Consider the following 23,557-nt stretch of genomic DNA (forward strand, 5'->3'; position numbering starts at 1 on the left):
CCAGCTTCCGCTTCTATTTTGCAATTTCCTTTTTATATTTGTCTTTACATATTCTTAAGCCCTTAACTTCTTATTGATTTTCGTGCATTTTAAAGAATATCCATTCAATGGAATAGATATTCAATAAAAAAATTAGCGTACCTTTGCGGGGCTAAAAATAATGATAAATGAAACATTACAACGCTTATTTATTCGATTTCGATTACACGCTGGCTGACTCCTCACGGGGAATTGTGATGTGTTTTCGTCGTGTGTTGGAACGCCACCACTATTCGCAAGTAACCGACAATGAGATAAAACGGACTATCGGAAAGACACTTGAAAATTCTTTTTCTATCCTGACGGGGGTTACGGATACCGATACGCTTGCGGCATATAAAAAGGAGTATGTGAAAGAAGCGGATGTGTATATGACGGCAAATACGTTCCTTTTTCCGGAAACTGCAGAGGTGCTGAACGGCTTGAAGAAACGCGGAGCTAAGATAGGTATTATTTCTACCAAATTCCGTTACCGCATCATGGAGTTGTTAAGCAAACATTTTCCGACTGACTTTTTCGACATTATCGTAGGTGGCGAGGATGTGAAAGCTGCCAAGCCTTCGCCCGAAGGGTTGATCTTTGCCATGCAGCGGTTGGGATGTTCGAAAGAAGAGACATTATACATTGGTGACAGTACCGTGGATGCGGAAACGGCACAGGCGGGAGGTACTGATTTTGCCGGTATTCTTCACGGAGCTACCACACGCGAAGAGTTGGAAGCGTATCCGCACACTGTCGTGGCCGACAGCCTGCGTATTTTAATCTGATACTCCCCTATCGCTGGGGTTTCAGTTTTACGATTTCCCCCAATTCGGGCAACAGCACAGACATATCGCGGCGTTTGGCTTCGGCGGCAAACACATGAGGTGGGTCGAACAAAGGCTCGTCCGACAAGTCAAACGTCCCGTAATGCATCGGTATCGTGATGTACGCATTCATCTCGGAGGAAGCCGTCAATGCATCGTAAGGCGAAATATGATTGGGTTTCATAAACCACCGGGGTTTATAGGCACCGATACCTATCATGCAATAATCAATATGGGGAAATAACTCCGGAAGTTCCTGAAAATGGCGGGCATAGCCTGTGTCTCCGCTATTGTAGATGGTTATGCCGTCTGCCTGAATCATAAAGGCTCCCCATAAACGTTCGCCGCCATCGCTTACGCCGCGCTTACTCCAATGTTGCGCCGGCAAAAATGTCAACGTTACTCCGTCGTTCTGATATTGCTGATACCATGCCGCTTCGATTGTTTTCAGTTGAGGGAACCAGCTTTGTATCAGTTCGCCCGTACCTAATCCGCAAAACAGTTTCATCTGCGGATTATCGGCAACCAAACGCGCTACGCTCGGTTTGTCAAGATGGTCGAAATGGTCATGACTGATAAGCAAGTAATCGATATGCTGAAAAATCGAAGGATTGGCCGGCAGCATACTTCTGCGCTTGACAAAAGGAATGTTTCCGTACACCGGGTCAATCATAAACCGCTTGCCACCCAACTGGAGGAAAAAAGAGTTATGCCCCAACCAGATTAGCGAATTGCCTACCACTCCGTCAAGCGAACGCAAGAAGTTTACTTTCGGATTCCATTTTATCGTGCGTTTTTCTTTGCGCTGCGGATTAGGAGAGAGACGCCACTTAAGCACACTTCCCATCCCCGGCCGCCAACGGTGCTGCCGGTTAAAAAATTTACCATTAGCCACCGGGTTTCCTCGCCAACGGGGATTCACCGTAGCCAGATGATTATTTCGCCGGAATGTGATTCGCTCTCCCATATACTCTCCTTCTTCGGTGTTTACAATCGCTTACATCATGCCATATAAGCGGTATTATTTTTCCAATAAATCTTTCAGAAAGGCATCGAGTTCTTCGTCTAAGCCTTTCAGCAACTCTCCGCTTAATAACAAGGTATCCTCATCGTCGATAAGCAGCAAGTCGGCAACCGTCTCTTTTTCGTCGTCGACCAATACAAAAGAGTATGGCTTTAACAGATTGAGATTATCAAAAATCCCCTCTTCTTTTAATGCCGTAAGTTCAGAATGTAACAATCCTTCTACTTCGGTGTAAAAATCATTACTGTCATCGTCCACCCATTCGTCAATAATTGTACGTGCCAGTTCTTCATCATCGTCATTAAAAATAACTAACTCGCCCGTTTCTTGTTTGGGTTGCAAGTGGATGTCGGTAATCGTTGAATTTTCCTCTTTCGCACCATATCTTGCCACGGCTTCTTTTACACAAGAAGCTATCGCCGCGTGCGACTGTTCGCTAATTTTCATAGGCATTCATTATTTATACCTCAAATGTACAAAAAAATTCAGTCATGCAAACGATATTGTTCTTTTTTGTGCAGCGCAGGCAGAAAAAAGACGAATAGCCTTTCTCTTACCGGAGAAGTCTTAAAAACGCCCCATCTGCAAGTTTAATTTGGGCAAATCGAGTTTTTTCTTTTGTAATGCTTCTTCATAATAAGCTATAACCTGCCTATCTTCCGAGCCAGAACCTACCAGTTGTTTTGCTTTGCCTAACCACTCGATGGCTTGGTCTATATCGCCTTCCATTTCGAACGACAGGGCGATATTGAACGCGGCTTTCATCTTCGCGCTTCCTTTCTTCCGATTATCATAAAGCTGTTGCCACAGTCTGCGCGCTTCTTTCCAGTCGTTCTCACGCAAACAGATTACGGCATCACGCATTTCAACGCTGCCTCCCGTGTAATACAGGCGTGTAACCTGTCCCCAGTGAGGAATCAGATAAGGCACTAACGTTGTCATGGCGTCCATCGTCCCGTCGGTTACAATCCGCTTGTCCGACAAATCGGGCGTGATGTCCCAGTACAGACTGTCGGTTTTACTTACCACAGCCATCGGTTTACTACGCGAAGGAATGTAAATTTTTATCAACGGAGTGGTTTTCAGTTCCACAGCCTCGAAAGGCATCGGCAATTCGGGATAAAAGACTTCACGTCTGTTGGTCTGCAACAACACACGTTCCACCGAAAAAATCATATCTGCTCCTAACGACGAAGCAAGTGATTCTACCTCGGCTTGCGTGAGTGCGGAATAATCGGACGGAAGCTCGTCTTTTGCCCGCAGAGCCGAATCGCAAATTATCACCTGATTAAAATAACGGCTATCCGCCAGCGCTTCTGCCAAAGTTTCGGCTGCCACTTTTCCGTCGCCCTCCAGCAAGCCAATGGTCAGCAAATCGTCTTTAGGGGTAGGGATTTCTGCCATATTGTTGACTACAGCTACGTTTTTCACCTGATCCGGATAAGTGATGTCTGCCGGATAAAGCTGATCAAAAGTAAAACTCTGCATAGAGCCACAAGCTGTAAAAACACTGGTCGCTGCTAACAGTAACAGCGGGAAAATATGCTTCTTCATAATTATGCTTCTTTATTATAAGATAGAGAGACAAAAATACGATTTTCCACGAAAAGAATACGTTAAAAATTGAGAACTGCCTCTGAAAAAACAAATTTAAATATAAATCGGTTACACAGATGCCTGTTTTCGTAACATTTAACTCGGTCATGCAAGCCTAAAAAACGCTACCCATAGGACTGCTGTGTCTTACGAATAGAACAGGGAGGTTTATCCGCATGAACCGGTCAACACTACCCGTAGCGTTTTTTTTCGGAACAAACCGCCATAAAAAAAGAGGATGGACACCGAGCGGTTCGTTGTCCATCCTCCTATATCAGCTAAAATCAATAATGATTTCAGGAAAGTGTTCTGAAACAGTTTTTAAGTTTAAGAGCCTGTTTATGCGTTCTTACCGTGACAGTTTTTATACTTCAGTCCGCTGCCGCAAGGACAAGGGTCGTTACGTCCAACGGTTTTTTCAGAACGAATCGGTTCCTGTTTCTGTTTTTCGCGCGTATCTTGCTGTGCGGCCGCCTGCTGATTCGGGTCGTTCAAATCTTGCTTTTCTTCCTTGTACTGCTGGCGGGGAGCGGGCTGTTCGGGAGCAGCCTCACGCACCTGACGAGGTTCTTGCACCGGTATTTGTCCGCGCATCAATACAGAAACGGTATTGTTGTTAATCTTGTCTACCATGTTACGGAACAGGTTGACAGACTCTAACTTGAATATCAACAGCGGGTCTTTCTGTTCGTAGCTAGCGTTCTGAACAGAATGTTTCAGTTCATCCAACTCGCGCAGGTTTTCTTTCCAAGCGTCGTCGATAGTATGAAGCAAGATTGCTTTTTCGAACGCCTTAACGATTTCTTTCGATTCGGTTTCGTATGCAGCCTTCAGGTTGACAGAGATGTTATACATACGCTTGCCATCGGTAATCGGTATCATGATGTTTTCGTACAAGTTTCCTTGCGTTTCGTACACCTGTTTGATAACCGGATTAGCTATCTGCGCCATGCGTTCGGTTTTACGCTTAAACAGCGCCATTGCTTCTTGGAATGTTTTTTCTGCCAAATCGTCTTTCTTAGCCGAATGGAATTCTTCTTCGGTGAACGGAGTTTCCATTGCGAGCGTATGGAAGATTTCGCGCTGGGCATCCTCATAGGTAGGTTGCTCAAGAGCGTTGGCACAACGGTTCCATATCATTTCCACGATATCCATGCCGATACGTTCACCCATCAGTGCGTGACGGCGTTTGGTATAAATAACCGTACGCTGTTTGTTCATCACGTCATCGTATTCCAACAAACGTTTACGGATACCGAAGTTGTTTTCTTCCACCTTCTTCTGTGCACGTTCGATGGAGTTGGATATCATCTTATGTTCAATCATCTCTCCTTCTTTGAATCCGAGCTTATCCATCACGCTGGCAATGCGGTCGGAAGAGAACAGACGCATCAAATCGTCTTCCAGTGATACGAAGAACACAGATGAACCGGGGTCACCCTGACGTCCGGCACGACCACGCAACTGGCGGTCGACACGGCGCGACTCGTGACGTTCCGTACCGATAATAGCCAAACCTCCGGCAGCTTTTACTTCAGGGCTCAGCTTGATATCCGTACCACGACCCGCCATGTTGGTAGCGATAGTCACCGTACTGCTCTGACCTGCTTTTGCCACGATTTCGGCTTCTTTCTGGTGGAGTTTCGCATTCAATACGTTATGCGGAATCTTACGCAGGGTAAGCATCTTGCTCAACATTTCGGAGATTTCGACCGAAGTAGTACCAACCAGTACCGGACGGCCTGCCTGTACCATCTTTTCGATTTCCTCGATTACAGCTTTATATTTTTCGCGTTTGGTTTTGTAGACACGGTCGTTCATGTCGATACGGGCTATCGGACGGTTAGTCGGGATAACCACCACATCGAGTTTATAAATGTCCCAGAACTCTCCGGCTTCCGTTTCTGCCGTACCGGTCATACCAGACAACTTATGATACATACGGAAGTAGTTCTGAAGGGTAATCGTAGCAAACGTTTGTGTAGCAGCTTCTACCTTCACGCCTTCTTTTGCTTCCACTGCCTGATGCAATCCATCGCTCCAGCGGCGTCCGTCCATGATACGGCCCGTCTGCTCGTCGACAATCTTAACCTGTCCGTCCATCACCACATAATCGGTATCTTTTTCGAACATGGTATATGCCTTCAGCAGCTGGTTAATCGTATGCACACGTTCCGACTTGATGGCGTAGTTAGTCAGCAATTCGTCTTTCTTAGCCAAACGTTCTTCTTCGCTCAAATCCTTACGGTTTTCCAGTTCAGAGAGTTGGGCAGTAATATCGGGCAGCACAAACAGCGTCGGGTCTTGCGAATTACCGGTAATCAAGTCGATACCCTTATCGGTAAGTTCCACGCTCTTCAGTTTTTCATCGATAACGAAGAAAAGCGGTTCTACGGCTTCGGGCATACGCTTGTTGTTCTGCTCCATGTAGATTTCTTCAGTCTTGAGCATACCCGCCTTAATACCCGGTTCGCTAAGGAACTTGATAAGGGGTTTGTTTTTAGGCAATGCCTTGTGGCTGCGGAACAATGCCAAGAAACCGGCTTCCACGTCTTCTTTCTTATCAGAAGCAATCAGGCGTTTTGCATCGGCAAGATACTGTGTTGCCAAACGGTGCTGAGCCTCAACCAAGCGTTCTACCAGCGGACGCAACACTTCAAACAGTTGCTGGTCGCCTTTAGGTACGGGACCTGAAATAATCAGCGGAGTACGGGCATCGTCAATCAACACCGAGTCCACCTCATCGACTATGGCGTAGTTATGCTTGCGCTGTACCAAATCGCGCGGGCTGACTGCCATATTGTCACGCAGGTAATCGAAGCCGAATTCGTTATTAGTTCCAAAGGTAATATCAGCCATGTATGCCTGACGGCGTGCTTCCGAGTTAGGCTGATGCTTGTCAATACAATCCACACGCAAACCGTGGAACATATAAAGCGGTCCCATCCATTCCGAGTCACGTTTCGCCAAGTAATCGTTGACGGTTACCACATGCACACCGTTTCCGGTCAGGGCATTCAGGAATACGGGAAGCGTAGCCACCAATGTCTTACCTTCACCGGTTGCCATTTCTGCGATTTTCCCCTGATGCAGAACCACACCACCGAACAACTGCACATCGTAATGCACCATGTTCCATACCGTATCGTTTCCGCCTGCTTTCCAGTGGTTTTTCCAGATGGCTTTATCGCCTTCTATGCTTACGAAGTCTTTTCCCTGAGCCGCCAGTTCACGGTCGAAATCGGTTGCTGTTACTTCGATGGTTTCATTTTGCGAGAAACGGCGTGCCGTATCTTTCACAATCGAGAAGGCTACCGGCAATACGTCGTTCAGCGCTTTCTCATATTTGTCGAGCACGTCTTTCTCCAACTTGTCTATCTGAGAGAAGATACCTTCGCGCTGTTCCAAGTCGGTAGACTCAATGGTAGCTTTCAGTTCTTCTATTTTTTTTGTTTCCTCGGCAGCAGAATCTTTAATATACTTCTTTAATTCTTCTGTCTTTGCACGCAGTTCGTCATTGCTAAGTTTCTCTATTTCCGGATAAGCCTGCTTTATTTTTTCTACCCACGGCTGAATTTCTTTCATATCACGGGTGGCTTTATTTCCGAACAGCTTGCTTATAAATTCATTAAATCCCATTTGTATTTATTGTTTTTGTTTTACTTAATTAATTTATTTCCTCTTATTTCCGAATGTCGAGCAGCGGTGCTGCTTCGCTGGCGTTGGGCGCCCGGATGCGCATGTAGTGGGCTACCGTGGGAGCGATGGTTGCCATTTTTACCGGAGCATACAATATCTCCGGCTTTACGTTATAGCCCATGAAAATAAGCGGAACAGAAGCGTAAGCCTCGCGAACCACCTGCGATATCTGCGGATAATCGTTGATAACCGTCCATCCGGGCATTACTTCGATGTAGAGGTCGCCCGAACAATCGCGGCTGAACGAATTGCGTATCTTGTCAATCTTCGGAGTCCATGCCCCCAACAGCAGGCGCTGCGAGGTATAAGCATCGCGAACACCGCTCATCTGGACGACAAACTCCGCCGAACGGTTCATTATCTCCGTCAGATTCAGCTTTTTGTCTTCTATCAGTTTATGGTTAAGGTAAATTTGCCTGTCGTAATAAGTTTCCACGTACTGCCCGTTGCCGTAAATTGCCATCAGATACATGTTCAGCAGGGCGGCACAACGCTTGATGTGGAATTCTCCTCCCGGAATCCGGTACTGCGAAGGGTCGGCAGACTCGGTATCGGTATAGCCCGTAGAGGTGACAAAAAACAGCGTGTTTGCCAAACCTACCTTGCGGTCTATCATATCGAGAAGGTCGCCCAGACTGTTGTCAAGCCGCACGTAAGCGTCTTGAATCTCCATTGCATATTCCGAATTGGGCTTATGGTCGTAATTCCCGGCGTAGTAAGAAAGTGTCAATAAGTCGGGCACGTTGTCTTTTCCCATCGGAGTAGCCGTCAGACAAGCATTTACCAGCCGATTGACTTCATCGTTTACATACGGGCTGGTTTTAAACTTCCGGTACTTTTCCGCCCGCTCGTCGAAGAAGTTATGTTTAAACGTTACCTGCTTGCTGTTCGAGGTAACATAGCGGTAGGCGGTAACTACGTGATAAGGCTGCCACTCCAGCGTACCGATACGGAAATCCAACCCCTCGCGGTCGTTATAATCCGTCACCCATTGGGGAAACGTACCGTAATAGGTGGTTCCGCTCCATTTGCCGGTATCGTCGTTAATCCAAAATACTCCTTTTGCAGCGTGTCCTGCGGCAAGAATCGCCATTTCGCGTGTGGGAGCTATTGAGTAAACTTCCGCTTCTCCCCCACTTGCCACCATCAGCTCGTCGGACAGCGTAGATACTTGCAGGCGTTTCGGCGAAGAATATTCCTGAGTATAAACGCCCATGAAATCGCGGTCTTCCACGCACTCCACAAGGCGCAGCGAGTTGCGATCCATCCATCGGGTTCCCACCACCCCATTATAATAAGGTGTAGTACCTGTATACACGGATGCCGTCGCCGATGAACGGTCAATGTTTATAAAGTCGTATTCTGCATTACAGTAAACGCGCCCTTCTTTCATCAGCCGCTTAAAGCCGCGCTCGCCGTAAAGCGCGGAAAACGCTTCGATGTAATCGGCACGCAACTGGTCGATGGTCAGCCCCACCACCAGCCTCGGTGCGCCCGGAGCGGTTTGCGCCTGAAGCCCCGTAATAACAAATACCGTAATTAAAGATGTCAGTATGCGTTCTTTCATTCTTTTTTATTCCAAACTAAAACATGGCTCGCTGTATTTACCAGCAAACTGAGTGCCAAAGGTAATACTGTTAAATTAAATTCTTGCGGCGAAAAGGGGAATATAGCTATAAAAAGTGTTAAATAGACGATATTCACCACGTGGTACCTGTCTTTTTTGCGTTTTATGTCGCAATAAACCATCCGGGGGAGGTATAAAAGCGGGAGGGGATTGAATAGTATCAAAAGCCAGTTTGAGCCGACCGTAGGGTGTGACGACACGAAGAAAAGGTAAGCCACGATACATCCTGCCAATCCTTGTGCGCCGTACAGCAGAATATCCCATCCCCAAAGAATCCGTTTCCGCCGCCACTGCCACCAAGCCACCAAAGCGTTTAACGCCAAAAACAGCGAAGCACCCATCAGAGGGGTCAGGGGGAAACCCGGCACGGATTCCGGCTCTACGTCGACTATCTTTGTCTCTTTAGCCACTAACGGACGCTTGGTTCCGTCTTCATTTACGATGTATGCCTCCGATGCGAAATAGCGCATGTAGAAGGGGGCGAACATCTGCAAGCGATTGTCAATCGGGCGGTCGGCTTCCGCTCCCAAACAAAGGTCGATGCCGAACTCATCCCACGGGGATTGCGCCGTAAACTCATGGACGATGCTGCGGAAAGACTTTTCCGGCAAGCCTTCGGGATAAACCACTTTGCCGCGTATGCTTTTTTCTATTTGATCGCGTGCGCGCGTGGTACAATTATCATAAAAATAATTATAACGGTAGATGCGGTTTTCGGGGCGGTAGTTTTCTTCTAAAAGCCCCAACAGGGTCTCTTTTTCGGCGGCGGTCAGGTTCAGCTCCTGCTGGTACACCGCCGAACCTCGCAGGGCATATTCCGTTTCAAAGTATGTATAAGGCGTAATGCCCAACTGGTAGTCGGTCTCTCCCTTCACGAAGCGGTAAACAAAATTGGGGGTATTGAAGCTGAACATGCCGTAATTGAACACCACGTCTGTTCCGCGCGTAAGGTTCTGATAGCGCAGCGCCGTATGCCCGAAAAGTTCATAAATCTCGCTTCCGGGCGCACACGTAAGCAGGCTGAAGCGGATGCTGTCGCGCTGTTGGGCACGGAGCGGCGCCAGCGTTACGAATACCGCCAGTAAACCGATGATGAGTTTTATCGTGTTCCGAACAATCATATTATTCATTTCATTGCTTTGAGCGCACAAAAGTACGAATAAAAAGTGATAAACAGAAAAATGTAGCAAAGTTATTGGCAGATAGGCGTTTTAGGAAGATGGCTTGAAAAAATGAAAGACAGAAAAAGCAATGAAAAAGCCAAGTTAGGACATCGCACCGTTACCAATTCGTGACCATGCCCAAAACAGGTTATGACGAGGTTGGAAGAATATAGAAAACACTAACTTCCAGTGAGTTACTAACAACTCACGCAAGAAAATGCGGCGTGAACGAGAATTGCAGTATTCCTCAATGATTTGCGTAGCGACGAAGGATTCTTCACGAACTAAATTTGAAACCAAAAAAATTTTAGAACGATGAAGAGTACATTTTCAGTTATCTTCTACCTGAAAAGACAGGCAGTGAAGAAAGACGGTACAGTACCGGTTATGGGACGTATCACAGTGGACGGAACGCAGACGCAATTCAGCAGCAAACTTTCGGTCGATCCCAAATTGTGGGACACGAAAGGCGGACGTGTCACGGGAAGAAGTTCAGCCGCACTTGAAACAAACCGCCTGCTTGACAAGATGCGTGTGAGCATCAACAGGCATTATCAGGAAATCATGGAGCGTGACAATTTTGTGACGGCTGAAAAAGTGAAGAATGCCTTTCTCGGACTGGAACACCGCTGCCATACACTGATGCAGGTGTTCCGCCAGCACAACGAGGATTATGCAAAACAGGTGGAAGCCGGCATGAAAGCCAAAGCCACGCTTTCAAAATATCTGGTCGTTTACAAGCACCTGCAAGAGTTCCTGAATATTCGCTACCATGTGAAGGATATTGCCCTGAAGGAACTTACTCCGGCATTTCATTGTCCGTACTGGCTTACAAGGAATGTCCTCAGTATGTCGGAGAAGTCAAACCGCCATCCTTGCAATGGTATCGCACTTTTGAAATAGGTATTGCCGTTTACCTTTTCGGTTATCCAATTCTTTTCCTCTCTGTTCAGTACCTCGCCATTGTTCACTTTCATACGAAGTCTGTAAACCTTGCACTCATGTAGGCTTTCCAATGTCGGAACTTCCCACTTCACGAATTTTGTTGCTACTGCTGCTTCCATATCCATTTGTTTTTATTTTTAATGCGGATTCGAGAGCTGAGGGAGTTGAGTTTCCAACCTTATATGCCTCCCGTTTATCCGACATTTTTTTTAATGCGTCTTTCTGTCGCTTTGGTCGTTTTCGTTTCGGGTGCTTCAAAAAAGGTAGGGAGTGGGTAGAGCAAGGGTTTTCAAAGAAAAAATACTACCCGTAGGGCTGGAGATTTTTTCTAAAAACCATTGAGCATCCCAATCCCGGATTTACCTTTGCACCCAGAACGGGAACGATCCACCTGATGCGACTGCCTGAAAGACCATCAAAATGGAGGTAAACGGATGTGGAGGCATATTGGATATGAAATGTTCCGGGAAAAGAAAGGAAATGTCAAAAAAAAGGATACGGCGAAAACGTGAAACTGGCAAACATTCCAAGAAAGTATGTTGCAACCGTGTGGCTAAACCTGTTTAGTTATGCGGTTGCAATTTTCTTTCCGGTTTGCCGTCATGGGTAATGGCACTTTTCATTTATGGAAGGTGTGGTTACCCATGACTTCCGTTTTCGATTAGAGGAACCGACAAAAAAAAAGAAAATCAACAGGTGACAGCCGTAAAAGCACCGCTTGTGGCATAAGCAAAAAAAGAAAGGGGCCTTGCATCATCAGTCTGAACATGGTTCAGGCGTGACGCAAAGCCCTTTTCTATGCTTATGCAATAGTAGGAACATGGTCGTCAATTTATTGATGATGATGTTCCTACGAATAAATTCGCTTTTACGGAAAAACTTGCCTGTGGAGCTTAAAAAGCTGGATTTTTATTTCAATATATGCCATTAAAGTGCTACTTTTGCATACGAAGAGTTCTTTGAAGGTTACGCAACGCGCAGAAGAATAAAACAGCAGATAACTAACTAATTCGTAACCTATTACTACTATGAGTTGGTAACTGCAACTCATTTTCAATCACTTAGACCTTTTTCGTAATTTCGTTTGGCGACATTAATATAGTGATAATCATTGAATCATCAAACTCTTTAGCCTTTTTTTATTACATTATTTGAGTACTTGCGAAACTTGAGTTATTTAATATATGAAAATAAATTTAAAATATATCTTATTAGTCATATCTTTTGTGTTGTCTATTTCTGCTTTATATGCCGAATCGTTTGACGGTATGTTTAGTGTTCGTCACATCGGGCGCACTGATGGATTGAGTAGCGAAAGAGTATTCTCGATAGTTGAGGATAATGACAATGTGATGTGGATTTCAACCAGAACTGGAGTGGACAGATATAATGGTCGTACAGTAAAGAATTATTCATTGTCTGCCAATTATTATTATGGTGATTTGGCAGGGAGAATAATCAGGCTTTATTTTGATAATAAACTGGGACTTTTGGCATACGATCATACCGGGAGAATATATAAATATCAACCGAATACGGACAGCTTTGAGTTGTATTTGTTTTTGGGCGAGTATATTGAGGGGGAAATTATTCTTAATAAAATATTTTCAGATGAAAATGGAACGCTTTGGTTTGGATTGAGTAGAGGATTATATTCAAAAAAGTCAGACGGTGCTTTATGTTGCGTTTTAGAAGACAATTATATAAATGATATAGCATGTTTGTGTGATTCTTTATTTGTTGGTACATCGAATGGAGTTTTTCGTTTATCATGTAGGGAAGATTCTGTTTCAAATCAACTTGTTGAAGATAAAAATGTACAAACTCTTTATTTCGATAAGTCTGAAAATAAGTTGTGGATTGGTACTTTCAACAGCGGATTGTGGACTCTGGATCTCGGAAATTATTCATTACATCGTATAAAAGGTCAACATCTGTCTTTTTTTAATCCTATTCGCGCCATTACTCCTTATGACAATAACAGAATACTTGTTGGAATAGACGGTGGTGGAGTATATTTTGTGGACAAACATACCTCAGAAACAAAGTTGTTTGTAAATACAGAGGATAGTGGGGAGTTCTTTTTACGTGGCAATGGAATCTATGCCGTAACCAAAGACTTTCAGGATAATATATGGATAGGCAGTTACACTGGTGGAGTGTCTGTGGCTATTTCTTTGAAGTATCCTATCAATATAATGACACATGAACGGGGAAATCCGCAGTCGTTGGTAAATAATAATGTGAATGATATAGAGGAGAATATAAATTATGATTTGTGGTTTGCCACGGATGATGGTATAAGTATTAGGAATAAGTCAGATCATCGTTGGAAACATATATTAAAATCTATTGTAATAGTAGATTTATGTAGTTCAGGCGATGGAAATATCTGGGCTGGAACTTATGGAGACGGTTTGTATCTGATAGATAAAGACGGGCGTGTGTTAAAACATCTTGTTCAAAAGCCGGGAGGTCTTACTACGAATTATATTTTTTCGGTGAAGGAGGACAAGGACGGAGATCTTTGGATTGGGGGACTTGACGGAAATTTAATTATAGCCGACAAACAAGGAAAACGTAAAAATGAGTTTGATATAAACTGGGTTCATTCCATAGAAGAAGTTGATTCTTTGAGAATGGCCGTTGCTACAGTAAATGGTTTTTGTATTGTAGAAAAATATACATCTCAGTTCAGACGTTATGCCACAACCTCTGAGTTCAATGATAAGAATGTCAGTGCTTATATCATTTCAATGTTGTTTAATGGTGACGGTACTGTATGGCTTGGCACTGAAGGAGGTGGTCTGAATCTGTATGATATGAATTCAGGTGATGTAAAGATCATTACCACTAAAGAAGGCTTGCTGTCCGATGACATATATAGCTTGCAACGTGATAATAAAGGTCGTATTTGGGCAAGCACAGGTAAAGGTCTTGCCGTTGTAAATGGCCTGAAGGTTTCAAATCTGAATTATATTCATGATACAGATAAGACATATAATAAATCGGCATGTATCAAACTTTCTGATGGTAGGTTTGCTTATGGAAGTACTTATGGGGCTATTTTTATAACTCCTGGCGCGATGGCTGTTGAGGAATACGATGCACCTGTAAGGATAACAGATTTAAAATTGGAGTATATCTCTCCTGAGAAGGAAATACAGATGCGTCCGTCCATTTATGCTATGCTCATGGATAAGAAAGTTGATCTTGATTACAGTTATAATTCATTTTCTGTTACTTTTGAGTCAATAAATTATCGTTTTCAGCATGATATAGCTTATCAGTATATTCTTGAAGGATATGAAAAATCATGGAGTGCGGTGTATTCGAATGGAACTGTCAGATATACTAATGTATCGCCGGGAATGTACACATTAAAAGTCAGAAGTTTGAGAAAAAGTAATGGAGAAATCATTTCAGAAGCTTCGCTTTCAATAAACATTGATCAGCCGTGGTGGAATTCATGGTATGCATGGATAATATATTTGTCATTAGTTTTCGGTATATTTTATTTCATACTTAGATATAAGAGTAATCAGCTTCAAAAAAGACATAATGAGGACAAAATAAAGTTCTTTGTAGAGACAGCACACGATATACGGACTCCTGTAACACTTATCATGGCTCCTTTGGAAGACCTTAGTAAGAAAAAAGACCTTTCGGATGATGTAAGTTACTTGTTGGAAACTGCGCGTAATAATACACGTAAACTACATGCGCTTGTAAGTCAATTGCTTGAGTTTGAGAGAATAGATACAAATAAGAAAAATGTAACTCTTAAACCTGTAAATATCAACGATTTGTTAGTGAAGGAATGTGTAAGCTTCCAGTCATATTGTGATAAGAAACAATTGCATATAAAGATATCTTTGCCTGAACATGATGTGTTTGCAATGGCAGATGAGCAGATGATGGAAATGTTGCTTGACAATCTTATTTCGAATGCTTGCAAATATACCTTGGCAAATGGGACAATCAGCCTGTCACTTTTATCTGATAAAAAGAATGTAGTTATAGAGGTTCAAGACACAGGTATTGGCATTCCGGCTGATGCCGGCAGACAGCTGTTCAAGAATGTTTATCGTGCTGTTAATGCAAGACAGACAAACGAACCCGGCACAGGATTCGGGCTGTTGCAGGTACAGCGTTTGGTGAATATGATGCATGGCAAAATTTCATACAAATCTGAAGTAAACAAGGGCAGTACGTTCTATGTTACGTTACGCAATGCTGATATTGATTCTTCTTTTGATAATAATGTTATACATAAACAGATATCTCCGGTTATAGAAAATAGAACTGAGTATATTGGTGATGATTCTGAAAATATTAAAGAATCTTTGGATACATTGCTTATAGTCGAGGATAATGATGAACTACGCTGTTATTTAAAGAAGATTTTTGAACGTGATTATCGGGTTATAGATGTATCTGATGGAAGTAAGGCTTTGGAATGTTTGGCAGAAGAATATCCGGATCTTATTCTGTCGGATGTTATGATGCCTGGTATCCAGGGTGACGAGCTTTGTCGTATAGTAAAGGATAATCCTCAGACATCCGGTATCCCGTTTATATTACTTACGGCAAAAGTAACCCATGATGCCATGGTTACCGGTCTGAAAAGTGGAGCGGACGACTATATTCCTAAACCTTTCAGTGCAGAAATTTTAAGATTGAAGGTTCATAGTATTCTCGAAACCAGAAATCATCTTCGTGAATATGTTCTGAAAAATGTGGTGGCGCAAATAGAGAAAAATGAAACTGTTGGCACTGATACTTTGAACAATGATGATGAAATACGGCAAACAGACGAGGGCAATGTTCAGAATGATACAGTACCGGTATCAGAGGATGATTTGAATTTTATTAAGCATGCAACACAACTCGTCATGGATAATATGGATGATGAAGAATTTAATATTAACCAATTGTGCCAGGAAATGGCTATGAGCCGTACCTTGTTCTACAACCGTTTGAAATCACTTACAGGAAAGGCACCGCAGGACTTCATACGTCTGATTCGCCTTCAGAGGGCGGCAGAACTGTTGAAACAAGGAAAGCCTGTGGCAGATGTAGCCGCTGAAACCGGATTTGTGAATTCTAAATATTTCAGTATATTGTTCAAGAAACAATTTGGTATATCACCAAGCAAGTTTCTGGAGCAAAACTAATAGATAGTTCTATATTTATATTACGGGCTGACAAATCAATAATGTCTTATTTATGAACATTTATTGATTTGTCAGCCCGGTTTTTATATGTTTTCTTGGTTAAAAAGCAAAAATGATAGATCTCAACCCTTTTCTGTCAGCATTCAAACCCTGAAAAACAGGATTATACCCAATTTTGCCAACAGCTTGGAAGCTGAATGTAATCTTTAGTTAACAGTAAAAGAGAAAGTGAAAATACATAATGTTTAACCAAAAAACTATCGCTAATGAAAACAGTAATTTTATTTCTATTATTCTTTTTGGGAGTAAATCTGCAATCGTGTTCGACAAATAATGAACCGGTAAAGCCTGATAATCCGGAAGAGGAAATCAAAGATGATAATGAAGGACAGGAGGAGGAACCTGAGCTGCCTGATGAGCAACCAGGAGAAGAAGATGAACCCTCGAAACAGTGGAAACTTGTGTTTACAGAAGATTTCAACACATTTGATAATTCTGTTTGGACAAAAGAGACTCATGAGCCTGGGTGGGTGAACAATGAACTTCAGGAATATATTGAAGAGTGTGTAAGTGTCGGGAAAGACGGTGACAAGACAGTGCTTGTTTTGACTGCCAAGAGAGAAGGAGATAAATTTTATTCTGGTCGTGTAAACAGCAAAGGCAAGAAAAGTTTTCAGTATGGGAAAGTGGAATCAAGTATAAAACTTCCCAAAACGGCTAATGGATTATGGCCGGCATTCTGGATGATGGGAGACAACGACAAGGAATGGCCTGCTTGTGGTGAAATCGATATTATGGAGATGGGAGAAAAAGCCGGTATAGCCAATAATACAACAGAAGCATACATAAATTCGGCAATTCATTATGGTCCTGATGTTGAAGGACATGAGCAGATTTTCCAGACTAAGACTATGGAAAAAAGTCTTCAGGATGGCAACTATCATGTATATTCTCTGGAGTGGAATGAAAATGAACTTATTGTAAAGGTTGATGATATACTGATCAAAACTTTTAATATCGGACCGGACAGTGGTCGTTTTGAATACTTTAACGATAAATTTTATTTCTTGTTCAATTTGGCTGTAGGTGGTGACTTTCCCGGTATAACAGATCCGGCACAAATTACAGCATTGAAAGATGGAGAAAAAGCCCAGATGTTCATCGATTGGGTGAAAATATATAATTAATCTTAATACTATTACTTATTAAAAACTTATGAGAAGATTAAACTACAAGTACACATTGTATTGCGGTACATTGTTTCTATCCCTTTTTGGAGGAATGCCGCAGTTGAATGCTGGGGTTACGGAAAATAATCTTTCAGTAATGCAACAAAGCCGACAAGTGTCAGGTAATGTCAAAGATGCTATGGGAGCTATAATCGGTGCTTCTATTGTTGAAAAAGGTACTACCAACGGAACCATTACCGATATGGATGGTAATTTTGTCTTGAATGTGCAACAGGGTGCTACACTGGTTATAAGTTTTGTAGGCTACAAAACAAAAGAAGTAAAAGTTGGTACTGCACCACTGGATATCACCCTAGAGGAAGACAGCAAGGTTTTGAGTGAGGTCGTTGTTACCGCATTGGGTATCAAACGTGAACGTAAGGCACTTGGTTATGGTGTTGATGAAGTTAAGGGAGAGGCTTTGACAAAAGCTAAGGAGACTAATGTGATTAACTCTATGGCTGGTCGTGTTCCAGGTCTGGTTGTCAGTCAGACTGCAGGTGGTCCTTCAGGCTCTACACGTGTGCTTTTGCGTGGTAATACAGAAATGACAGGAAACAACCAACCTCTGTATGTCATTGATGGAGTACCTTTGGATAATACAAACTATGGCAGTGCCGGTACGGAAGGAGGTTATGACTTGGGTGACGGTATTTCAAGCATTAACCCTGATGATATAGAGAATATGTCTGTTCTTAAAGGTCCTGCTGCTTCAGCGTTGTATGGGAGCCGTGCCAGTCACGGTGTAATTCTTATCACAACAAAGAAGGCTAGCGGTAAGGATGGTGAACGTATGAGTGTTGAGTATAATGGTACAATGACATTTGAAACTCAACTTGCTAAATGGAACGAAGTTCAGCAAATATATGGTATGGGTAGTGATGGCACTTACAGTATAAATGCTGTTGCAAACACAAATAAGAGTTGGGGACCAAAAGCCGACGGTTCAAATATGCTGGATTATTTTGATGGTGTTTCGCGTCCGTATTTGATAATTCCTGATAATGTATCAGGTTTTTTCCGTACAGGTTTGACTGCAACAAATACATTGACTTTAAGCTCAAGTCATGGAAAGTCGGGAGTACGTTTCACTTACACCGATATGCGTAATAAAGATATAGTTCCTAATACCAATATGAGCCGTAACATATTCAATTTGCGTGCCAATACGAGTATGGGAAAAGTAGATCTGGATTTCAGTACAAACTATACACGCGAATCGGTAAAGAACCGTCCGGCTCTTGGCGACAGCAAAGGTAATGTCGGTAAAAACCTTATGACTCTTGCCACTACATACGATCAGGAATGGCTGAAAACATATCAGGATGCAAATGGTGAATACTCTAATTGGAATGGTTTGGATCCATATAATGTAAACCCTTACTGGGATGTTTACAAAAACTCGAACCAATCTGATAAAGACCAGTTCCGTTTCAATGGTAAGGCAATATGGAACGTTGCTGACCATTTTAAGCTTCAAGGTACTGTCGGAGCTGAATTCAACTGGTTTAAGTTTGAGGATTTCAAGGCTCCTACTACTCCTGGCTATGAAGCAGGCAGATTGCAGATAAGCAATTTCAGAAACCGTATGTACAACTTCGAAATGTTGGCTCTATATAACAACTCCTGGGGGGATTTCGATTTCAATGCGACATTGGGTGCCAACTTGTATAAAGTGAATAATGAGACTACAATCACTACAGCTCAGGATATGAAGATACGTGAAACTGTGGCGCTCATGAGCTTTAATGAAACAAGTGTGGAACAGAATTATTACAGAAAGCAGATAAATTCTATTTATGGTGCAGTAAATGTAGGATGGAGACACCTGATATATCTTGATGCTACATTGCGCGGAGACCGTTCTTCCACATTGCCTTTGAATAACAATACATATATCTATCCTTCATTCTCAGGTAGCTTTGTATTCTCTGAACTTATCAAGAATCACAATCTTCTGCCTTACGGTAAACTACGTGTTTCTTGGGCGCAGGTTGGTAGCGATACAGATCCTTATCAGTTGGGACTGGTATATACGAAATCTAAATTTACTTATCCAGGATATACTTTAGGTTCTATCAGTAACAGTACTATCCCTAATCGTGACCTAAAGCCTACAAGAACCAATTCATACGAAATGGGATTGGAATTGAAATTCCTGAATAACCGTATTGGTTTGGATTTTACTTATTATAATCAGACTAGTAAAAACCAGATTATGGCGATGGCGAGTTCATGGGCTTCCGGTTATACATATCGTATGATTAACGCTGGAGAAATCCAGAATAACGGTATTGAAATAGCTTTGAACACTCGTCCTATCCAGACAAAGGACTTTTCATGGGACTTGAACATCAACTTCTCCAAGAACAATAACAAGGTTAAGGAGTTGGTTGACGGTATTGATTTGTTCGAGCTGGAAAAGGCTACATGGCAGGATGTTCAGGTAGCAGCTGTAGTAGGAGAAAATTTTGGTTCTATCATTGGTCCTGATTTCAAACGCAATGAAAATGGTGATATCTTGATTGATCCAAGCACCGGTTTGCCACAATACGACAATAGCAATCATATTTTGGGTAACGCTTCATGGGATTGGACAGGTGGTGTAGTAACGAACTTCACATACAAGAATGTTTCACTTGCTGCTGTATTCGATATTAAGGTTGGCGCCGATTTGTATTCAATGTCTGCCCGTGCCGCATACGAATCCGGTAAAGCATTGGAAACATTGGAAGGACGCGAAGAATGGTATAAATCAGAAGAACAGCGTAAGGCTCTTGGTATCAGCGAAGCAAACTGGACACCTACAGGCGGTTTCATTGCCCCAGGTGTAATAGACAATGGTGACGGAACATATCGTCCTAACGATATTTACGTAAATCCTGAGGATTATTGGATGAATATCAGCCGTTATGCACCGTCAATGTTCGTTTATGATAACTCGTATATCAAATGTCGTGAAATCACATTGAGCTATTCGTTACCAAAGACATGGTTGAAGAATAAGGTTCAAGGATTGACAGTGTCTTTCGTTGCACGTAATCCGTTTATCGTTTGGAAAAATATTCCTAATATCGATCCTGATTCGAACTATAACAATACTACAGGTATGGGTATGGAATATGGCTCATTGCCTTCACGTAAAAGCTATGGTTTCAATGTCAACGTTAAGTTCTAATTAATCCTAAATCATTTCAAAAAGAAATACACAATGAAACGTTACAAATCATATATAAAAACAGCAATGTGCATGGCATTAGCACTTGCTTTTACAGCTTGCAGTGATGAATACATGAATGACATGAATACAGACCCGTCGAAAGCTGAAAATATTGACCCAAATTCACAGTTGACTTTTGCCGAACTACAGACATACGGCGACCTTGGAATGATAGAAATATACCGAAGCTATATAGGTGCCTTTACGCAGCAGCTTATGGGATGTTGGAATACAACAAACTACGGAGGTCAGCACAAAATTGACAATAACGAAATGAATCGTTTTTGGACAAATCTTTATACTACAGGAATCAAGAATCTTGTAGATGCTGAGGTAAAGACAGAAGGTGACGAGAACAAAGTGAACATACATGCCGCTGCTGTGATTTACAAAGTATATCTTATGTCTATCATAACAGATACATACGGTGATGCTCCATACTCAGAGGCAGCCAGAGGTTTTATCAGTGGTATAACAAGTCCACGTTATGATACACAAGAGGAAATCTACAACAGTTTCTTTACAGAACTGACTGAAGCCGCTGCCGCTTTAGACGATAAGAAAGATGAAATCACAGGTGATGTGATATTTAATGGAGATATAAGAAAATGGAAAAAGCTAGCAAATTCTCTTCGTATGCGTTATGCTATGCGTATATCTGATGTTTCTCCACAGAAGGCGCAGGAAGAGTTTGAAAAGGCATTTACAGATCCTGCCGGCTATATGACAAGTGCTGATGATGACGCATTGATTGAATATATGGAGCTTACATTCAATTTTGGTCAGGAAGCATATACAGATTACAGACGTAACGCTTTGTCACAGTTGTATTTTGGTAATGACCCTGCAAATAATCAGACTTATATCTGTTCTACTTTCTTCAATACTTTGAAGGACAATGACGACCCTCGTACTTTTGCACTTACCCGTTGTTATTTCGACAAGGGTCTGACTCAGTCAAATCCTAATAACCGTATTGATCTGACAGACGAAATGCTGGAACTGGGTGCACAGTTCAACCCTTCTAAACCGGGTGAATTCTGGTATGAACCATGGCCGGATAATGGATATTGGAGTGAAATTATAGCGGACCTTAAAGAAAGGTATCCTGACAATACGAATTACTCAAATCCATGGTTACAGGATGCTACCCGTCCTAAATTGGCCCAGAATTTCCTTAAATCTGACAACCCGGGTGTTGTGATGACATACGCTGAGGTTGAGTTCCTATTGGCCGAGGCTAAGCTTAAAGGATGGAACGTAGGTGCTACATCTGTTGAGCAGCATTACGAAAATGGAGTTAAGGCTTCGATGGCATTTCTAGTTGATAACTATGATTGCGAAATTGACGATCAGGATATAAACGATTATATAGCAAATCACCCTATTTCTGCTCTTAGTGACGAAGGCAAGAAAGAAGCAATAAATACTCAGGCTTGGATTCTTCACTTCCATAATCTGTCAGAATGTTGGGCTAACATACGTCGTTCAGGATATCCAAAGCTGAAATCTCCTGCAGAATATGGTTATGCGGCAGACAAGCTTACTGGTGGATACGACATTCCTGTACGTTTGTGCTATCCTATACTTGAGTCTTCTTACAACAAGGAAGGTTATCAGGAAGCTTTGGACCGTATGGGTGGAACTAACAGTTGGAATATTCCTGTATGGTGGGATAAAGAATAAAAATTTAGTACACTAAACAATTTAAATTTCGTATTAAAATGAAAAATATATATTGGATATTATTTATATTGCTCGGTGCAGGTTTCTCTTTTACATCTTGTAGTGAAGAAGAGCCATTTTCTACTGCAACAGCAGATGACGAGCCTCGTATTATAGCCCCTACGTTTCCGGAGCGTGACGCTAATGGTGGACTGGGAACTATTTCTGAAATAGACAGGGATGTATTGTTCTCAATAACGGTAACAACTACGCCTGCTGATTTCACTTCTGTGGTTTGGACTCTTGACGGTGAAGAAGTCGGAACAGAAAAGACGCTCGAGATGAATCTTAATGCCGGTGTTTATCATCTTAGGGTTGATGTCTCAACTCCTGTAGGAAAAACAACTTTCCGTGAAGGACTTGTAAAAATAAAAGCTTTGGCTGAAGATCCTCAGAGTGAAGAAGTAATATCTGAACGTATTGTCGCAACTGGAGGATGGGCACGTCTTAGTGGAACAAATCTTGAAAAGGTTGCAAAAGTAGCATTAAAGCAGATAAACATTGCCGAGTCTAAAACTAATCAGGAAGTGGAAATCTCTGATATAACATACGTGGAATCAGATGGTTATATTGAATTTAAAATTCCTTCAGAATTGTCTGACGGTGAGTATCGTGTGGTATTTATTGATGTGGAAGGCAATAGATACGGTGCTAATACAATGGATGTTACTTCCCGGCCGTTGATAACTGCAGGACCTGAAAACAAGCGTCCTGATGCTGAGTGGACTATTACCGGTTTGAATCTTGACAAGGTTGTTTCGTTGTCATTGGGTGGAAATACAATCACTACATTCGTTGAACAGTATTCAACTCGTCTTACATTCATTTCACCTGCAATTGCAGACGGAGATTATGTATTGACAGGTATATCCAAATTCGGAGAAAATGTTAGTTTCTTTATTGATGGTGAGATAAAGACAGAACTTGCAGTTACGGTAAAAGACTCTCCATTGGAAGTTGAATTATGGAAGGGTCATCACTATGTATCATGGGATTTACCTGAAGGTAATCCAAACAGATTGTTTGATGCGGTGCAGAATGATGTGAAGAATTTGCCTGTAGGAACAAAATTAAAGGTATATTACTCAATTAAATCTGATGATAGCTATCATAAAATCAGATTCTCTTCCGGATGGTGGACAGAACTTCCCGGGTACCCTGAGTTTGATGTTTATGCGGACGGTGTTAGTGACATAATTATGTCACAAGAGATACTTGACTTGTTGAATTCGCAAGATGGATTCCTTTGTGTAGGTTTCGGATATTACGTTGATAGAATTACTTACGAAGAATAATTTATTTACCAA

12 protein-coding genes and 2 pseudogenes are annotated in these 23,557 nt (G+C 42.3%); 7 read left to right on the forward strand and 7 right to left on the reverse strand.

Features of this window, described 5'->3' with window-relative positions; all coding sequences use genetic code 11:
• Positions 1-167 precede the first annotated feature (167 nt).
• The gene (locus H9626_RS04050; protein WP_191709643.1) at positions 168-806 is read left to right on the forward strand and encodes an HAD family hydrolase; all 639 of its coding nucleotides are present in this window, start codon (positions 168-170) and stop codon (positions 804-806) included.
• A 7-nt stretch (positions 807-813) separates the two neighbouring features.
• On the opposite strand, the gene H9626_RS04055 is transcribed toward H9626_RS04050, so the two are convergent.
• The 6 genes from H9626_RS04055 to lnb form a co-directional block, all read right to left on the reverse strand.
• A complete protein-coding gene (locus H9626_RS04055; protein WP_178256822.1) occupies positions 814-1,812 on the reverse strand; it encodes an MBL fold metallo-hydrolase in 999 nt (332 codons plus the stop codon).
• Positions 1,813-1,866: 54 nt separating this feature from the next.
• Positions 1,867-2,316: a hypothetical protein gene (locus tag H9626_RS04060; protein ID WP_178256821.1), complete on the reverse strand. Its 450-nt coding sequence runs from the start codon at positions 2,314-2,316 to the stop codon at positions 1,867-1,869.
• A gap of 120 nt (positions 2,317-2,436) precedes the next feature.
• The gene (locus H9626_RS04065; RefSeq protein ID WP_178256820.1) at positions 2,437-3,423 is read right to left on the reverse strand and encodes a DUF6340 family protein; all 987 of its coding nucleotides are present in this window, start codon (positions 3,421-3,423) and stop codon (positions 2,437-2,439) included.
• Positions 3,424-3,804: 381 nt separating this feature from the next.
• Positions 3,805-7,104 (reverse strand): preprotein translocase subunit SecA, encoded by a 3,300-nt coding sequence (gene secA, locus H9626_RS04070; protein WP_178256819.1) that lies wholly within the window; start codon positions 7,102-7,104, stop codon positions 3,805-3,807.
• Between the two features lie 43 nt (positions 7,105-7,147).
• Entirely contained in the window at positions 7,148-8,731 is a 1,584-nt protein-coding gene (locus H9626_RS04075) for an alkaline phosphatase family protein (RefSeq protein WP_191709644.1), read from the reverse strand.
• Positions 8,728-9,912: a lipoprotein N-acyltransferase Lnb gene (gene lnb, locus H9626_RS04080; RefSeq protein ID WP_178256824.1), complete on the reverse strand. Its 1,185-nt coding sequence runs from the start codon at positions 9,910-9,912 to the stop codon at positions 8,728-8,730. The genes H9626_RS04075 and lnb overlap by 4 nt, the downstream gene beginning before the upstream one ends.
• Positions 9,913-10,269: 357 nt before the next feature.
• Here lnb and H9626_RS04085 point away from each other — a divergent pair.
• A pseudogene (locus tag H9626_RS04085) lies at positions 10,270-10,767 on the forward strand (site-specific integrase); the annotation flags it as partial.
• Positions 10,768-10,772: 5 nt separating this feature from the next.
• On the opposite strand, the pseudogene H9626_RS15055 reads toward H9626_RS04085, so the two are convergent.
• Positions 10,773-11,018: pseudogene (locus H9626_RS15055) on the reverse strand (molybdenum ABC transporter ATP-binding protein); the annotation flags it as partial.
• Positions 11,019-12,083: 1,065 nt separating this feature from the next.
• Between H9626_RS15055 and H9626_RS04090 the strand changes: the two are divergent.
• The 5 genes from H9626_RS04090 (at position 12,084) to H9626_RS04110 (ending at position 23,545) form a co-directional block, all read left to right on the forward strand.
• Positions 12,084-16,076 carry a hybrid sensor histidine kinase/response regulator transcription factor gene (locus H9626_RS04090; RefSeq protein ID WP_191709645.1) on the forward strand — a complete coding sequence of 1,331 codons (3,993 nt, stop codon included), beginning with the start codon at positions 12,084-12,086 and terminating at the stop codon, positions 16,074-16,076.
• A 266-nt stretch (positions 16,077-16,342) separates the two neighbouring features.
• Positions 16,343-17,263, forward strand: coding sequence for a glycoside hydrolase family 16 protein (locus H9626_RS04095; protein WP_191709646.1), 921 nt, complete (start codon positions 16,343-16,345; stop codon positions 17,261-17,263).
• Positions 17,264-17,291: 28 nt separating this feature from the next.
• A complete protein-coding gene (locus H9626_RS04100) occupies positions 17,292-20,483 on the forward strand; it encodes a SusC/RagA family TonB-linked outer membrane protein (RefSeq protein ID WP_191709647.1) in 3,192 nt (1,063 codons plus the stop codon).
• Positions 20,484-20,516: 33 nt separating this feature from the next.
• A complete protein-coding gene (locus tag H9626_RS04105) occupies positions 20,517-22,211 on the forward strand; it encodes a SusD/RagB family nutrient-binding outer membrane lipoprotein (RefSeq protein WP_191709648.1) in 1,695 nt (564 codons plus the stop codon).
• Positions 22,212-22,249: 38 nt separating this feature from the next.
• Entirely contained in the window at positions 22,250-23,545 is a 1,296-nt protein-coding gene (locus H9626_RS04110; protein ID WP_191709649.1) for a hypothetical protein, read from the forward strand.
• Positions 23,546-23,557 lie beyond the last annotated feature (12 nt).

It is taken from the genome of Phocaeicola faecium (assembly GCF_014837055.1).
GTDB lineage: Bacteria > Bacteroidota > Bacteroidia > Bacteroidales > Bacteroidaceae > Phocaeicola > Phocaeicola gallinarum.

Bases quoted from the DNA above. Each gene is read 5' to 3' on its own strand.
- H9626_RS04075 (WP_191709644.1), bottom strand. From the start codon at position 8,731: ATGAAAGAACGCATACTGACATCTTTAATTACGGTATTTGTTATTACG.
- H9626_RS04110 (WP_191709649.1), top strand. From the start codon at position 22,250: ATGAAAAATATATATTGGATATTATTTATATTGCTCGGTGCAGGTTTC.
- H9626_RS04105 (WP_191709648.1), top strand. From the start codon at position 20,517: ATGAAACGTTACAAATCATATATAAAAACAGCAATGTGCATGGCATTA.
- secA (WP_178256819.1), bottom strand. From the start codon at position 7,104: ATGGGATTTAATGAATTTATAAGCAAGCTGTTCGGAAATAAAGCCACC.
- H9626_RS04090 (WP_191709645.1), top strand. From the start codon at position 12,084: ATGAAAATAAATTTAAAATATATCTTATTAGTCATATCTTTTGTGTTG.
- H9626_RS04050 (WP_191709643.1), top strand. From the start codon at position 168: ATGAAACATTACAACGCTTATTTATTCGATTTCGATTACACGCTGGCT.
- H9626_RS04095 (WP_191709646.1), top strand. From the start codon at position 16,343: ATGAAAACAGTAATTTTATTTCTATTATTCTTTTTGGGAGTAAATCTG.
- lnb (WP_178256824.1), bottom strand. From the start codon at position 9,912: ATGATTGTTCGGAACACGATAAAACTCATCATCGGTTTACTGGCGGTA.
- H9626_RS04065 (WP_178256820.1), bottom strand. From the start codon at position 3,423: ATGAAGAAGCATATTTTCCCGCTGTTACTGTTAGCAGCGACCAGTGTT.
- H9626_RS04060 (WP_178256821.1), bottom strand. From the start codon at position 2,316: ATGAAAATTAGCGAACAGTCGCACGCGGCGATAGCTTCTTGTGTAAAA.
- H9626_RS04100 (WP_191709647.1), top strand. From the start codon at position 17,292: ATGAGAAGATTAAACTACAAGTACACATTGTATTGCGGTACATTGTTT.
- H9626_RS04055 (WP_178256822.1), bottom strand. From the start codon at position 1,812: ATGGGAGAGCGAATCACATTCCGGCGAAATAATCATCTGGCTACGGTG.